Annotated in this window: 12 protein-coding genes; 6 read left to right on the plus strand and 6 right to left on the minus strand. The window is 73.9% G+C overall.

The window, feature by feature from the left end; all coding sequences use genetic code 11:
* Positions 1-16: 16 nt before the first annotated feature.
* The gene (locus ACWD4U_RS00635) at positions 17-4,135 is read left to right on the plus strand and encodes a LamG-like jellyroll fold domain-containing protein (protein ID WP_449787054.1); all 4,119 of its coding nucleotides are present in this window, start codon (positions 17-19) and stop codon (positions 4,133-4,135) included.
* A gap of 76 nt (positions 4,136-4,211) precedes the next feature.
* On the opposite strand, the gene ACWD4U_RS00640 is transcribed toward ACWD4U_RS00635, so the two are convergent.
* The 3 genes from ACWD4U_RS00640 to ACWD4U_RS00650 form a co-directional block, all read right to left on the minus strand.
* Positions 4,212-5,204 (minus strand): malate dehydrogenase, encoded by a 993-nt coding sequence (locus ACWD4U_RS00640; protein WP_363461256.1) that lies wholly within the window; start codon positions 5,202-5,204, stop codon positions 4,212-4,214.
* A 214-nt stretch (positions 5,205-5,418) separates the two neighbouring features.
* A complete protein-coding gene (locus tag ACWD4U_RS00645; protein WP_363461254.1) occupies positions 5,419-5,829 on the minus strand; it encodes a DUF3017 domain-containing protein in 411 nt (136 codons plus the stop codon).
* A gap of 5 nt (positions 5,830-5,834) precedes the next feature.
* Positions 5,835-6,689, minus strand: coding sequence for a bifunctional methylenetetrahydrofolate dehydrogenase/methenyltetrahydrofolate cyclohydrolase (locus tag ACWD4U_RS00650; RefSeq protein ID WP_363461252.1), 855 nt, complete (start codon positions 6,687-6,689; stop codon positions 5,835-5,837).
* A gap of 198 nt (positions 6,690-6,887) precedes the next feature.
* On the opposite strand from ACWD4U_RS00650, the gene ACWD4U_RS00655 reads away from it, so the two are divergent.
* From ACWD4U_RS00655 to ACWD4U_RS00665, 3 genes are all read left to right on the plus strand, one after another.
* Positions 6,888-7,319: a DUF4190 domain-containing protein gene (locus ACWD4U_RS00655; RefSeq protein ID WP_363461250.1), complete on the plus strand. Its 432-nt coding sequence runs from the start codon at positions 6,888-6,890 to the stop codon at positions 7,317-7,319.
* Positions 7,316-7,741, plus strand: coding sequence for a DUF2752 domain-containing protein (locus tag ACWD4U_RS00660; RefSeq protein ID WP_363461248.1), 426 nt, complete (start codon positions 7,316-7,318; stop codon positions 7,739-7,741). Before ACWD4U_RS00655 ends, ACWD4U_RS00660 begins: the two co-directional genes overlap by 4 nt.
* A 146-nt stretch (positions 7,742-7,887) precedes the next feature.
* A complete protein-coding gene (locus ACWD4U_RS00665) occupies positions 7,888-8,553 on the plus strand; it encodes an RDD family protein (RefSeq protein WP_363461246.1) in 666 nt (221 codons plus the stop codon).
* Positions 8,554-8,623: 70 nt separating this feature from the next.
* Here ACWD4U_RS00665 and purH read toward each other — a convergent pair whose 3' ends face one another.
* Together purH and purN are read right to left on the minus strand one after the other, a co-directional pair.
* Positions 8,624-10,204 (minus strand): bifunctional phosphoribosylaminoimidazolecarboxamide formyltransferase/IMP cyclohydrolase, encoded by a 1,581-nt coding sequence (gene purH, locus ACWD4U_RS00670; protein WP_363461244.1) that lies wholly within the window; start codon positions 10,202-10,204, stop codon positions 8,624-8,626.
* Positions 10,201-10,860, minus strand: a complete 660-nt coding sequence (gene purN / locus ACWD4U_RS00675; protein ID WP_363461242.1) for a phosphoribosylglycinamide formyltransferase — start codon at positions 10,858-10,860, stop codon at positions 10,201-10,203. The genes purH and purN overlap by 4 nt, the downstream gene beginning before the upstream one ends.
* Positions 10,861-11,218: 358 nt before the next feature.
* On the opposite strand from purN, the gene ACWD4U_RS00680 reads away from it, so the two are divergent.
* The gene (locus ACWD4U_RS00680; RefSeq protein ID WP_363461241.1) at positions 11,219-11,821 is read left to right on the plus strand and encodes a hypothetical protein; all 603 of its coding nucleotides are present in this window, start codon (positions 11,219-11,221) and stop codon (positions 11,819-11,821) included.
* A 10-nt stretch (positions 11,822-11,831) separates the two neighbouring features.
* Here the strand turns inward: ACWD4U_RS00680 and ACWD4U_RS00685 are convergent, their stop codons facing one another.
* Positions 11,832-13,106, minus strand: a complete 1,275-nt coding sequence (locus ACWD4U_RS00685) for a cell division protein PerM (RefSeq protein WP_363461239.1) — start codon at positions 13,104-13,106, stop codon at positions 11,832-11,834.
* Between the two features lie 117 nt (positions 13,107-13,223).
* Between ACWD4U_RS00685 and ACWD4U_RS00690 the strand changes: the two genes are divergently transcribed.
* Positions 13,224-14,609: a LuxR C-terminal-related transcriptional regulator gene (locus ACWD4U_RS00690; protein ID WP_363461237.1), complete on the plus strand. Its 1,386-nt coding sequence runs from the start codon at positions 13,224-13,226 to the stop codon at positions 14,607-14,609.
* Positions 14,610-14,662 lie beyond the last annotated feature (53 nt).

Raw genomic sequence — 14,662 nt, forward strand, 5'->3', positions numbered from 1 at the left:
CGAGGAATCCTTTGCCATGACCAGACCGAGATCGGTCACCCCGGGCCGGCGGTGGCTGGCCGGGGCGGTGACGACGGCGCTCGCCGCCGCGTCGCTCACCGCGTTCACCGCTGCCGCACACGCCAACCCCACCGCTCCCGCACCCGTCGCGCCCGCCAAGGCCAAGCCGCTGACGGCCGATCAGGCCTCGGCGCAGGCCCGCCACACCGGTAAGGCGGTGCCCATCGAGGCCGCGACCACGGCCACCGACACGCTGACCGCCAACGCCGACGGCTCCTTCACCATGAACCAGAGCTTCGCTCCGGTGCGCCGCTACCAGAACGGCGCGTGGAAGAACCTCGACGCGACGCTGGTCAAGCGCGCGGACGGTGGCGTCGGCCCGGCGCTGTCCTCCACCGACCTGGTGCTGTCCGGCGGCGGCAGCGGCCCGCTCGCCACCATGAAGTCCGGCGGCGCGTCGTTCTCGCTCGACCTGCCCAAGGGCCTCGCGGACAAGCTCCCGGCCCCCGTCCTGGACGGCTCCACGGCGACCTACGCCCTCGCGCCCGGCCTGGACCTGAAGGTCACCGCCGACACCCTCGGCGGGTTCTCCGAGGTCTTCGTCGTCAAGGACGCCAAGGCCGCCGCCAACCCGGCGCTGAAGAAGCTGTCCTTCGCCACCACGGCCAAGGGCGTCGACCTGGCCACCGACCAGGCCGGCAACCTCACCGCCAAGGACAAGCACGGCAGGACGCTGTTCTCCGCGCCCGCCCCCGACCGCGGCGTGTGGGACTCGGCCGCCGACCAGGCCGCGCCGACCGTCACCGAGCCGAAGAGCGGCGCCAAGCTGGACGCCAAGTCCGGCTTCCCGGCGGCCTCCTCGCACGCCGAGGCGGGCGCGCACGCGCACACCGGCAAGCTGACCAGCGAGTACCGCGACGGCGCCGTCACCCTGACGCCGGATCAGGACCTGCTGTCCGGCAAGGACACCGTCTGGCCGCTGTACATCGACCCGTCGTACTCGGCCGGCGGCCAGCTCCTGAACTGGACGTACGTCGCCTCCGCCTTCAGCGGCACGAGCTACTGGCGCACCAGCGACAGCACCGGCCTGCGCGTCGGCTACAACGGCTGGCAGTCCCCGTACTACGTGGGCCGCGCCTTCGCCCAGATGACGGTCGCCCCGCAGCTGGCCGGCGCCCAGATCAGCGCCTCCACCTTCTACGCCACCGAGACCTGGTCCCCGTCCTGCAACGGCCGCAACGTCGAGCTGTGGGCCACCGACGACGGGATCGACTCCAACACCAACTGGAGCAACCAGCCGGCCATGAAGTACTGGCAGGACACCAAGTGGGAGGCGCACGGCTACAGCAGCAGCTGCCCCACCCAGTCCGTCGGCTTCAACATGACCGGTGCGATGCAGACCGCCGTGAACAACGGCAAGAGCGACCTCGCCCTCGGCCTGAAGGCCTCGGACGAGGGCGACTCGTACGGCTGGAAGAAGTTCCAGCCGTCCTCGATGTCGATCTCGACCACGTACAACCACGCGCCGACCGCGCCGACCAGCCTGTTCACCTCGCCGGGCACCGCGTGTGACGCGGCCACCCCGACCGTGGTCGGCAACGGCGACATCACCCTGTACTCGGGCGTGAACGACGCGGACGGCGGCAGCCTGAACGTGTCGTACACCGTCAGGGACAACGCGACCGGTGCGGTCGTCGCCTCGAACACGCTCGCCGCCACCGCCGGCACCAACGCGGCCTACGTCATCCCGCGCGCCACGCTGCAGACCGCTGCGGCCGGGAAGCTGACCACCTTCAACTGGACCGTGGTCAGCAGCGACGGCAGCCTCAGCAGCCCGGCCAGCGCCACCTGCCGCTTCTCGGTCGACCTGTCCGTCCCCGGCCAGCCGACCGTCACGCAGCAGGCCACCAGCTACAAGGTCGGCACGGACGCCTCGTTCACCGTCGCGGCGAACGCCTCCGCCGCCGCCCCGTCCAGCTACCTGTACCAGCTGAACGGCGGCGCGCCGCGCACCGTGGCCGCCAGCTCCGGCAACGCGACCATCACCCTCAAGCCGACCCGCCGGGTCAACACGCTGAACGTGACCGCGGTCTCGCCCGGCGGCAACATCGGCGACACGGCCGTGGTGAGCTTCGGCGCGGCCGCCCCGGCCACCGCGCTGGACGGCGACCTCACCGGCCAGGGCCGCACCGACCTCGCCGTGGTCGGCAAGCAGGGCACCCTGCCGTCCGGCCTGTGGCTCGCCTCCGGCATCACCACCGGCACGCTCAACTCGGCCGCCGACAACATCGGCGCCAAGGGCACCGGCGTCAACACCAACGGCGGCCCGGCCGACTGGAACGGCACCCAGGTGATCACCGGTCACTTCGCGACCGGTGACGGCTTCAACGACTACCTGGCCTACAACCCGGCCACCGGCTCCGCCAGCATCCTCTACGGCAACGGCGACGGCTCGGTCCTGAACCCGGTCTCCGGCTCCCAGGCCAACGTCGGATCCCCGGTCTTCACCGCCTCCGTCGGCGGCTCCAAGGCCTCCCAGATCGCCAACGCCGGCGCGCTCTACGAGACCGCCAGCGTCCAGACGCCGGGCATTCCCGGCCTGCTGATGCTCTTCAAGGGCCAGCTCACCCTGACCGGCGGCACCGGAAGCCCGGGCGCGTACGGCGCCGCCGACAACGGCACCATCCTGACCAGCGCCAACCCGGCCGGCGGCGCCGACTGGACCGGCTGGACCATCACCACCGCGCTGGTGAACAACCTGCCGGCCCTGTACGCCCGCAACACCACCACCGGCGAGCTCTGGTACTACAGCCCGACCGTCCTCACCAACCTGGCCACCAACCTGGTGCAGGGCACCAGCGCGACACCCACCGCGCCGGTCAAGCTCGCCGCGAGCGGCTGGACCTCGGCCGCCAAGCCGGTCCTGCAGGCCGCCGACATCAACCGCGACGGCACCGTCGACCTCTGGTCCGTCGACAGCTCCGGAAAGGCCGTCCCGAGCCTCTTCGACGGCACCACGCTGGCCTCGCAGACCGGTCAGAACCTGGTCGCCCCCACGCACGCCTGGCCGCTCGGCGACGTGCGCACCGAGGGCGCGAAGGCCGCCACCGCCGCCGACGTGATCGGCACCGCGCCGTTCACCGGCTCGGCCACCGGCGCGACCTTCAGCACCAAGGACCTGTTCAACCCGGACGTCCACCTGGACGGCGCGGCCGGCACCCTGACGGCCGGTCAGGCCGCCGCCCTGAACGGCGCCTTCACCGTGTCGGTGTGGGCCAAGGCCTCGGCCGCCGGCGGCACCGTGCTCTCCCAGGACGGCGCGCAGACCGCTGGCTTCACCCTGAACGCGGACTCCGCCACCAACCAGTGGACGTTCTGTATGGCCACCGCCGACACCGCGGGCGCCGGCACCGACTGTGCCCGACCCGGGCCCGGCAGCGGCACCGTCCAGGCCGAGGCGTGGACCCACCTGACCGCGGTCTACGACGGCGCCACCATGACGCTGTACATCAACGGCGTGTCGGCGGGCACCAAGGCGCACACCGCGGTGGCCGGCTTCACCGGCTCCTTCCGGGCCGGCGCCGCGCGGACCTCCGCCACCGCCGTCGGCGGCTGGTTCAAGGGCGCGCTGTCCACCGCGCAGGTCTGGGGCGGCACCGCGCTGACCGCCGCCCAGGTCGCCACGCTGTCCGGCACCCCCGGCTACATCCTGTCGCCCGGCGTGTCGGTCCGGAACAGCCTCAGCAGCCGCTGCCTGTACGTGTCCTGGCGCAACCCGGACAACGGCGCGCCGGCCCAGCAGGTCGACTGCGACAGCACCTACATCGACCAGCTGTGGAAGATCGAGCCGGTCGCCACCGGCGGCTACCAGCTGCGCGACGTGTTCACCAACCGCTGCCTGGTCGTCTACCACTGGACCCCGGACAACGGCGCCCAGGTCTCGCAGCACGACTGCAACCCGGGCTTCGCCGACCAGGTCTGGTACCTCGACCCGGTCTCCACCGGCGGCTACCAGCTGCGCAACGCCTACAGCAACCGCTGCGCGTTCGTCTCCTGGCGCACCCCGGAGTCCGGCGCGTACGTCTACCAGTGGGACTGCAACCCGGCCTTCGCCGACCAGGTCTGGATGATCTGATCGGCTGACCCCGGCACGCGCGAAGGCCGGGCCCGCCACACGGCGGGCCCGGCCTTCGGCGTCAGCGGGAGCGGACTCAGATGAGGCCGAGCTCCTGCACCGCGTCGCGCTCCTCGGCGAGCTCGCCGACCGAGGCGTCGATCCGCTTGCGGTCGAAGTCGGAGAGGTCCAGGCCCTGGACGATCTCGAACTTGCCGTCCTTGGCGGTGACCGGGAAGGACGAGATCAGGCCGGCCGGGACGCCGTAGGAGCCGTCCGAGACGATGCCCATCGAGGTCCAGTCGCCGGCCGGGGTGCCGTTGACCCAGGTGTACACGTGGTCGATGGCGGCGTTGGCGGCCGAGGCGGCCGAGGACGCGCCGCGGACCTCGATGATCTCGGCGCCGCGCTTGGCGACCTTCGGGATGAAGAAGTCCTCGACCCACTTCTGGTCGGCGCCCACGGCGTCGAACGCGGCCTTGCCGGCGATCTCGGCGTGGAACAGGTCCGGGTACTGGGTGGCCGAGTGGTTGCCCCAGATGGTGACCTTCTTGACGTCCTCGACCGTCACGCCGGCCTTCTTGGCCAGCTGGGCGACCGCGCGGTTGTGGTCCAGGCGGGTCATCGCGGTGAAGCGCTCGGCCGGCACGTCCGGGGCGTTGCGCTGGGCGATCAGGGCGTTGGTGTTGGCCGGGTTGCCGACCACCAGGACCTTGATGTCGTCCGCGGCGTTGTCGTTGATGGCCTTGCCCTGCGGGCCGAAGATGCCGCCGTTGGCGGACAGCAGGTCGCCGCGCTCCATGCCCGCGGTGCGCGGACGGGCGCCGACCAGCAGGGCCACGTTGGCACCGTCGAAGGCCACGTTCGCCTGGTCGGTGATGGTGATGTCGCGCAGCAGCGGGAAGGCGCAGTCGTCGAGCTCCATCGCGACGCCCTCGGCGGCCTTGAGACCCTGCGGGATCTCCAGCAGGCGCAGGTTCACCGGCACGTCGGCACCCAGCAGGTGACCGGAGGCGATGCGGAAGAGCAGCGCGTAACCGATCTGGCCGGCCGCTCCGGTAACGGTGACGTTGACGGGGGTGCTAGTCATTTCAACCTTCTCCTGCATATCGCCAGGCGCCCCAGGCGCACCGTCGCGCCGGAGCCGAGGATGATCTCTCGATATCGAGAGACCTGGGCAAGGCTATCGCAAGCCTCCGGTGCCCCGCGCGAGCGGTGACGTGGCGTCCGCCACCGCTCGAACCGCCCGCGCGGGCCGCCCTGTTCGGTGTACCGACGGAGCGGCCGGTACACCGACGGCCCGGTCAGTGCACCGGATGGCCGATCAGCCGGCCGATGTTCTCCAGCACCGGCAGCCGCAGCCACGGGTCGGGCTGGGCCACCAGGGTGAGCAGCACGATCGCGCCGCCCAGCACCAGCATCAGCGTCACGTCGGTGAACCTGCTGCGCACCGCGAGCAGGCCGACGTCGGGCAGGCCGAGCCGGAGCAGCGCGCCGAGCACCAGCGCGCCGCCGACCACCAGCAGGCCGGGCCGGAAGTGGCCCGCCCAGGTGACCAGCAGGCCGATGACGGCGACGGCGAGCACCACCGTGATCGGCCACTGCCGCAGCGGCAGGGTGTGGCCGCGGCCGAGCGCGGCGGCGGAGCCCTCCGGCGGGAGGGTGCCCTCGGTGTTCAGCGGTCGGCGCCGGCTGCGCCCCTTGATGCCGGGCACCGGAATCAGATGCCGGCGCGGCGCTCGGCCGCCTCGACGATGTTGTTGAGGAGCATCGCGCGGGTCATCGGGCCGACGCCGCCGGGGTTCGGCGAGATCCACCCGGCCACCTCGGCGACACCGGGGTGCACGTCGCCGACGATCTTGCCCTCGCTGCGGGAGACGCCGACGTCGAGCACGGCCGCGCCGGGCTTGACGTCCTCCGGCTTGACCAGGTGCGGCACGCCGGCGGCGGCGACGATGACGTCGGCGTTCCGCAGGTGGGCGGCGAGGTCGCGGGTGCCGGTGTGGCAGAGCGTGACGGTGGCGTTCTCGCTGCGGCGGGTGAGCAGCAGGCCGATCGAACGGCCGACGGTGATGCCGCGGCCGACCACGGCCACCTCGGCGCCGTTCAGCTGCACGCCGTGGCGGCGCAGCAGCTCGACGATGCCGAGCGGGGTGCACGGCAGCGGACCGTCGATGCCGAGGACGAGCCGGCCGAGCGAGGTGGGGTGCAGGCCGTCGGCGTCCTTGTCGGGGTCCATCAGTTCCAGCACGCGGTTCTGGTCCAGGCCCTTGGGGAGCGGGAGTTGGACGATGTAGCCGGTGCAGGTGGGGTCGGCGTTGAGTTCGCGGACGACGTTCTCGACGTCCTCCTGGGTGGCGGTCTCCGGGAGTTCGCGCTGGATCGAGGCGATGCCGACCTCGGCGCAGTCCTTGTGCTTGCCGTTGACGTACCAGCGGCTGCCCGGGTCGTCGCCGACCAGGACGGTGCCGAGGCCGGGGACGACGCCCCGCTCCTTGAGGGCCGCCACGCGGACGGCGAGTTCGGACTTGATCGCGGCCGCGGTGGCCTTGCCATCGAGAATCTGGGCAGTCATACCCCTCATTGTCCAGCACGCGCCCGGACGGCTCCGCACCCGTGTGCCCGGGTTGCGGTTGCGCCACAGTTGTGCACGCCACGCCGGAGCCGACTGGACATCCCGGACCGTCGCGCACGACGATGTGGCCTGCACATGTGCCGATCCGGCCGGTTGACCGGCCGTCGGACCGACGGGGGAGAGCACGGGGGAACCGAAGTGAGCAATCCGTACCAGACGCCCGACCCGTACGGCGGCGCGGGCGGCTACGGCCAGCCCCAGCAGCAGCCGCCCGGGTACGGCTACCCGCAGCAGCAGCCGCCCGTGCAGGACTACGGGTACCAGACGCAGCCCTACCCGGCGCCGCAGCCGGGCTACGGCTACCCGCAGCAGCCGGTGCCGGCCGCGCCGCAGCAGAACACGCTGGCCACCGCGGCCGCGGCGATCGGGCTGATCTCGGTGCTGACCAGCTGCTTCTACGGCGGCCTGCTGGGCCTGGTCGGGATCGGCGTGGGCATCGCGGCACTGAACAAGGCGACCCAGACCGGTCAGGGCCGCGGGGTGGCGATCGGCGGCATCGTGATCAGCACGCTGGGCGTGCTGATCAGCATCGCGCTGCTGGTGTTCATCTTCGTGGTCCAGAACAAGTGAGCACCGCCGGGCAGTTCGGCCTGGTGACACGCTGGCGGGAGTCGGCCGGCACGTTCCGCGGCCGGTGGGCCCGGGTGGCGGCGCGCGGGCTCGGCGCGACGGCGGCGGCGCTGGCGGTGGCCGCGCTGCACGACGCGCACGACCCCGGAGTGCTGTGCCCGCTGCGGCGGTTCACCGGAATCCCCTGCCCGGGCTGTGGTTCGACCACGGTCTTCATCGAGGCGGGCCACGGCAACTGGCTGGGCGCGCTGGCCGCGAACCCGGTGACGGTGGTGGCCGCGCTGGGCCTGCTGGTGGCGCCGCTGGGCCCCGGCCGCTGGTGGTGGGAGCTGTCCAACTCCCGCCGCAACGTGCTGATCTGGGGCGCCGCGGCACTCTCCTGGGTGTGGCAGCTGTACCGCCTCGGCATCGTCCGTCCGTGATCCGCCGCCCCCGCGTTGCCCACTGACCCACGACACCGTCAGGCCGCTGCGCTAATCTCCCGTTCCGGCCGGTCGCTCAACTGCTGTCCGTCCTCTGGGGTTTCCCCCAGCCCGTCCCCAACTCCCATTCTGCCCGGAGGCATTGAATGAGCTACCCGCCCGACCCGAACAACCCGTACGGCCAGCAGCCCCCGGCCCCGGGCTACCCGCAGCAGCAGGCCCCGGGCTACGGCTACCCGCAGCAGCAGGCCCCCGCGCCCGGCTACGGCTACCCGCAGCAGCAGGCCCCGGGCTACGGCATCCCGCAGCAGGGCTACGGCTACCCGCAGCAGGGCTACCAGGGCGTCCCGCCGTACGCGGGCTGGGGCAGCCGCTTCCTGGCGCTGCTGGTCGACTACCTGATCGTCGGCCTGCCCGGCGGCATCCTGTACGGCATCGGCATCGGCATGAGCGCCAGCGGCATCAAGTGCTCGACCGACTCGTACGGTTACAGCCGCTGCACCTCGTCGGCCTCCGGCGGCGGCACCGCGCTGATCATGCTGGGCGGCCTGCTCATCCTGGCCGGCACGCTGTTCCTGCTCTACCGGGTCGGCACCACCGGCCAGACCCCGGGCAAGAAGCTGCTGAACATCCGCCTGGTCCGCGAGGCCGACGGCCAGCCGATCGGCTTCGGCATGGCGTTCGTCCGCCACCTCTGCCACGCGCTGGACAGCTTCGCCTGCTGCATCGGCTACCTGTGGCCGCTGTGGGACGCCAAGCGCCAGACCTTCGCCGACAAGGTCATGAACACCGTGGTCGTCAAGACCCAGTGATCCGGCACCCCGAAGGGCCCGCCCACCGTCCGGTGTGCGGGCCCTTCGGCGTCACCGCGCCAGGGGCGCGTCAGTGGAAGAAGTGCCGGGTCCCGGTGAGGTACATGGTCACGCCCGCCTTCTCGGCGGCCGCCACGACCTCCTCGTCGCGGATCGAACCGCCGGGCTGCACCACGGCCTTGACGCCCGCGGCGAGCAGGATCTCCAGGCCGTCCGCGAACGGGAAGAAGGCGTCCGAGGCGGCGTAGGAGCCCACCGCGCGCTCGCCGGCCCGCTCCACCGCGAGCTTGCAGGAGTCGACCCGGTTGACCTGGCCCATGCCGACGCCGACCGAGGCGCCGTCCTTGGCCAGCAGGATCGCGTTGGACTTGACGGCCCGGCAGGCCCGCCAGGCGAAGGCGAGTTCGGCCAGCTCGTCGGCGGACAGCGCCGCACCGGTGGCCAGCGTCCAGGTCGACGGCTCGTCACCGGCCGCGTCGACCCGGTCGACCTCCTGCAGCAGCACGCCGCCGGAGATCCGGCGGACCTCCAGCGCGTCGGCGGGCGCCTCGGGGGCGACCAGCACCCGCAGGTTCTTCTTCTTGGCCAGCACCTCCAGCGCGCCGTCCTCGTAGCCGGGGGCGACGACGACCTCGGTGAAGATCGGGGCGATCTGCTCGGCCAGCTCGACGGAGACCGGGCGGTTGACCGCGATCACGCCGCCGTACGCGGAGACCGGGTCGCAGGCGTGCGCCTTGCGGTGCGCCTCGGCGACGTCCGCGCCGGTGCCGATGCCGCACGGGTTGGCGTGCTTGATGATGGCGACGGCCGGCTCGGCGTGGTCGTAGGCGGCGCGGCGGGCGGCGTCGGTGTCCACGTAGTTGTTGTAGGACATCTCCTTGCCCTGCAGCTGCTGCGCGCCGGCCAGGCCGCCCGTGCCGTCGGTGTACAGCGCGGCCCGCTGGTGCGGGTTCTCGCCGTAGCGCAGGACGTTGTCGCGCTCCCAGGTGGCGCCGAGGAAGGACGGGAACGCGTCCTCGGACTCGGTGTAGCCGGAGTTCTCGAACCACGAGGCGACGGCCACGTCGTACGCGGCGGTGTGCGCGAACGCGGCGGCGGCCAGCCGCTTGCGGGTCAGCAGGTCGAAGCCGCCGCCCTGAACGGCCGTCAGGACGTCCGCGTAGCGCGCCGGGTCGACCACCACGGCCACCGACGGGTGGTTCTTGGCGGCGGCGCGGACCATCGACGGGCCGCCGATGTCGATCTGCTCGACGCACTCGTCCGGGGTGGCGCCGGAGGCGACGGTGGCGGTGAACGGGTACAGGTTCACCACGACCAGGTCGAACGGCTCCACGCCGAGCTCGGCGAGCTGCGCGCGGTGCGACTCCAGCCGCAGGTCGGCGAGGACGCCGGCGTGCACCCGCGGGTGCAGGGTCTTGACCCGGCCGTCCAGGCACTCCGGGAAGCCGGTCAGCTCGGAGACCTCGGTGACCGGGACGCCCGCGGCGGCGATCCGCCCGGCGGTCGACCCGGTGGAGACGATCGCGACCCCGGCGGCGTGCAGGCCCTGGGCGAGCTCCTCCAGACCGGTCTTGTCGTACACGCTGATCAGCGCGCGGCGAATCGGGCGCACGTTCTCGGAGACGGGGGCGTTGGTGGAGGCGGCGCTCATGCCGGAATCCGTACCTTTCGGTCCTCGATGCGATGTCCTTCGCGGGCCAGCCGGCCCACGGCGTCGACGAGCAGCTTGCGCTCGACAGTCTTGATGCGTTCGTGCAGCGCCGCGCCGCCGTCGGCGTGGTCGGCGTCCTCGACCTCCACCACGCCCTGGGCGATGATCGGCCCGGTGTCCACCCCGGCGTCCACCAGGTGCACCGTGCAGCCGGTGACCTTCACGCCGTACGCCAGCGCGTCCGGGACGCCGTGCGCGCCCGGGAAGGACGGCAGCAGCGCGGGGTGGGTGTTGACGATCCGCCCGGTGTAGGCGGCGATGAAGTCCGGGCCGAGGATCTTCATGAAGCCGGCGGTGACCACCAGGTCGGGGGCGTGGCCCTCGACGGCGGCGAGCAGCGCGGCGTTCCAGGCGGCCCGGTCCGGGTGGTCCTTGATCCGCTCCACGAAGACCGGGATGCCCGCGGTCTCGGCCCGGGTGATCCCGGCGATGCCGTCGCGGTCGGCGCCCACCGCGACGATCTGCACGCCGTACGCGGGGTCGGCCGCGGCGTCGATCAGCGCCTGCAGGTTGGTGCCGGAACCGGAGACCAGCACCACCAGTCGAGCCGGTCCGGGGGTACGGGGCGGGAAGACTTGGGCGGAAGCGGCGGCCACTGCGCGATTCTCCGTACGTCGGGTGTCGCCCGCTGGTACATCCACCGTCGGTGGGGCCACTACGGGCGGCGGCGGGTCGCCAGCCGGGTCGCGGAACCGGGGTGCGCCGCGGCGCTGCGGGTCCCCGGGAACCGGTCCGGGCTGCCGACCGTCACCACGATAACGGCTGGTAGGAGGCCGCTCGTCACCACCCGGCAACGCTACGCGCGTAGTTGAGACGGGGATCTCGCCCGCCCACCGACCGCGGACGGGCGGGGTGCCGCACGGCCGCGAACCGGCTGAGGGATCATTGACCGACCGCCCACTCCCCCACCGAACCGGGCGGCGCCCCCGCCCGACGAGAAGAAACGGCCGACACATGAGCAGCGGCGAGGAAAGCGGCGAGCGCAACCCCTTCGCGGCGCCCCCGCCGGACGCCCCGGACCAGCCCTGGCGTCCCCGCGGCCCGCACGCCTCGTCCGCCGACGGCGAGCAGCCCGACCAGCCCGGCGGCGACCGCCCGCAGCTCCCCCCGCCGTGGGCCGACCCGCAGCGCCCCGCCCCCCAGCAGCCCGCCCCGCCGCGCATCGACCCCGCCGAGCCCGGCCACCGCAACGCCCGCAACGCCCTGCTCTGCGGCTTCGCCGCCCTGCTGTCCGCGCTCTTCGGCCTCTTCTACTTCGCCTTCGCGCTCGGCCTGCTGGCCGCCTGGTACGCGATCGCCGTGCTGCGCGCCCCCGCCGAGCCGCCCGCGCACCCGTACCAGTCCCCCGCCGTCCGCCCGCAGACCCCCGCCGCCCTCAGCGGCCTGCTCACCGGCGGCCTGGCCCTGGTCATGTCGATCAGCGCCTTCACCATCCAGTTCGTCTACCACGACTACCTGGACTGCGTGAGCCAGTCCATCACCGACGCGGGCACGGGTTCCTGCGCCAAGGACGCCCCCGCCTGGCTGGTCAACCTCTTCGAGGGCCAGGACGGCTGAACCGGCCCCCTCACGCCGCCAGGCGGCACACCAGCCGGTAGACGCCGACCCGGACCTGGATCGCCAGGGAGGCCGCCCGGGCCTCCCGGCGGGTGTGCCACCAGCGGGCGAGGAGTGCGCCGGGGACCGCCAGAAGCAGCAGCCAGCCCGTCTGGGCCAGGCCGAACTGCCAGGCGACGGGGCCGAGTCGGGACATCCGGCCGGAGGCCAGCGCACCGCCCGCGGACCACGCGGCGAGCAGGCCGAGCGGGGCGGCGGCCAGGGCGGTGCAGCCGGCCACCGTCGCGGCCTGGGCGAGCGTCCAGCGCCGGGCGGCGCGGCCGAGCAGCAGGGCGGTGAGCACGGCGGCCGCGAGGGGGGCGGCGCAGGCCAGCAGGTGCCAGTCGGGGCCGCCGTCGGCGGGCAGCACCGCGAGCAGCGGGAAGTCGGGGACGGCGCCGATCCGGGTGTGCAGCGGGCCGGCGAGGCTGCCGGTGCCCAGCTCGAAGCCCGGGCCGAGGGTGTAACCCGCCGTCCAGGTCAGCGCGTTGGGGAGCAGCGCCAGGCAGGCCAGCAGCATGCCGAGCCAGCCCGCGAGGCCGCCGCCGAGGCGCTGGGCGCTCTGCCCGGCGGAGCCGAGCAGCACCGCCGTGGTGAAGACCGCCCCGCCGCCGGCCAGCAGCGCCAGCGACCAGCTGCCGAGGGCCCGGCCGAGCGCCCGGCCAGCCCCGTCCGGCCAGAGCGCGGGCGGCAGCGGCAGCCGCCCGGACGTCCACGGCCGGCCGTGCCCGCTCCACACCCCGTAGCCGAGCGAACCCGCCGTCAGCAGCACGACGGCCGCCAGGTCGGCGACCGGGCGGGCGCGCAACTCGGCCCGCACGTCGGCGCACTGGGCCACGGCCGCCGCGGCGACCAGCAGGTATCCGGCGCACAGGGCCAGCGGGGAGCGCCAACGGGGCCGCCCGCGCCCTCCGGAGCGCCGGGCCACCCGCCGTCCGGCGCGGGCGAGCACCAGCGCGACGACGGCGGTGAGCAGCAGCGGGGTGACCGTCACCGGCACCCCCTCGGGGCCCCGGGCCAATGGCGCGCCGTGCCCGAGCAGCCAGAGCGCGAACGCCAGCCGGGCCGCGCCCTGCGCCGAGTCGTCGCCGTACGGGGCCAGCACCCACAGGCCGAAGACCGGGACGGCGACCACGGAGAAGGTGAGCAGCGCGGTGCGGACTCCGGTCAGCAGGTCGGCGAGGGTGGAGTGGCTGTCCAGTTCGCTCGGCAGGCCCAGGATCGGACGGCCCATCAGCTGCGTCATGGCCTTCATGCTGCCAAGGCCACCCGTTGCGCGGTGTCAACGGGCGAACCTTCGCCGTGTCCCGGATTATCGGATTATGTGCCTGTTTCTGCGACGGACCCGCAGCGGAGGACTTCGGTGACCACACCTTCGACCGCCGAGCCCGAACCCACCACCGGACCGTCGCCCCGGGCCCACGAGGACGCCGCCCTGCTGCTGCGCAGGCTCGCCCCGCGCGAGGCCCAGGTCCTGGCCCGCCTGGTCGCCGGCGACGACGCCCGCGCGATGGCCGCCCACCTCGGCATCGCCCCCGCCACCGCCCGCGCCCACCTCAACCGCGCGATGCGCAAGCTCGGCGTCCAGACCCGCGAGGAGGCGATCGCCCTCGCCGCCGCCCTGGCCCCGGCCGACACCCCGTCACCGGCCGAGCCCGCCGAGCCCGACAGGCCCGCCGAGCCGGCCGAGTCAGCCGCCCCGGCCCACGCGCGGCACCCCGACCCCGTCCACCCGGACCCCGTGCACCCCGATCCCGGGCACGCGCACGCCACCGTCAACGCCGCCGACGCCCCGTCAGAGCCCGCCGTCGTCGCCGACTTCGCGGACTTCTGCGCCCGCGTCCACACCCGCCTGGTGCAGCAGACCTTCCTGCTCACCGGCAGCCGCCACCGCGCCGTCCACTGCGCGCACCTGGCGCTCGGCGCGGCCGCCCGCCGCTGGGCGGAGGTCGGGACGCTGCCCGACCCGGAGGCGTGGGTGCGCGGCGAGTCGTTCGAGCTGACGCTGTCGCCGTGGCACCGGGGCGGGCCGCGCCGCGCCCACCTGCGGGGGTGGCCGCACCGGCGGATCCGGGTCGGCGGCGAGCCGGCGGGTCCGGAGCCGGAGTCCGGGCTGACGCACCGTGACCGGGCGCTGCTGAAGGCGCTGCGTCGGCTGCCGCGGCCGCAGCGGCGGGCGCTGGTGCTGCACGACACGCTGGGGCTGCCCGTCGAGCGGGTGGCGGTGGAGGTGGAGTCGAGCACGGCCGCGGCGGCGGGGCGGGTGCGCGCGGCGCGGGCCGCGCTGGCCGCGGCGGTGCCGGAGCTGGTCGGCGCGGACCCGGACGATCCGGCGTTCGGTGAGCGGCTGGGCGGCCTGCTGCACCGGGCGGCGACCCGGGCCTGCCCGCAGCCGCGCCTGCCGTCGCCGTCGGTGCTGGTCACCGACAGCCGGCTGCACACCGGGGTGGCGACCGGCGCGGCCGCGCTGCTGACCACGACGGTCGGTGCCGCGATAGCCACCACGCTGTTCGGGGTCGGCCCGTCCGCGCTGGTGCGCCCGGAGCCACCGGTGCCGACGGCGTGCACGTCGGCCGTGACGGGCAGCGCCGGGCCCGCGCTCGGCAACGCCGCGCCCGGCCTGCAGACGCCGTGGTGCAGCCCCGTGCCGGGGGTGCCGGCGGTGCTGGTCGACCCACCGGGCGGCCCGGCGCTCCCCGCCGCGCCGGGTGCTGACGCCCCGTCGGGCGGCACCGGCGCCGCGGGCTGATCGCCCGCGGCCGCGGGAACGCCGAAGGCGCCGCCCACCTCACGGTGGGCGGC

This window comes from Kitasatospora sp. NPDC002522 (genome assembly GCF_053595195.1).

Coding starts and splice junctions, on each gene's coding strand:
- ACWD4U_RS00635 (WP_449787054.1), top strand. CDS start 17: ATGACCAGACCGAGATCGGTCACCCCGGGCCGGCGGTGGCTGGCCGGG.
- ACWD4U_RS00640 (WP_363461256.1), bottom strand. CDS start 5,204: ATGACTAGCACCCCCGTCAACGTCACCGTTACCGGAGCGGCCGGCCAG.
- ACWD4U_RS00650 (WP_363461252.1), bottom strand. CDS start 6,689: ATGACTGCCCAGATTCTCGATGGCAAGGCCACCGCGGCCGCGATCAAG.
- ACWD4U_RS00665 (WP_363461246.1), top strand. CDS start 7,888: ATGAGCTACCCGCCCGACCCGAACAACCCGTACGGCCAGCAGCCCCCG.
- purH (WP_363461244.1), bottom strand. CDS start 10,204: ATGAGCGCCGCCTCCACCAACGCCCCCGTCTCCGAGAACGTGCGCCCG.
- ACWD4U_RS00680 (WP_363461241.1), top strand. CDS start 11,219: ATGAGCAGCGGCGAGGAAAGCGGCGAGCGCAACCCCTTCGCGGCGCCC.
- ACWD4U_RS00685 (WP_363461239.1), bottom strand. CDS start 13,106: ATGACGCAGCTGATGGGCCGTCCGATCCTGGGCCTGCCGAGCGAACTG.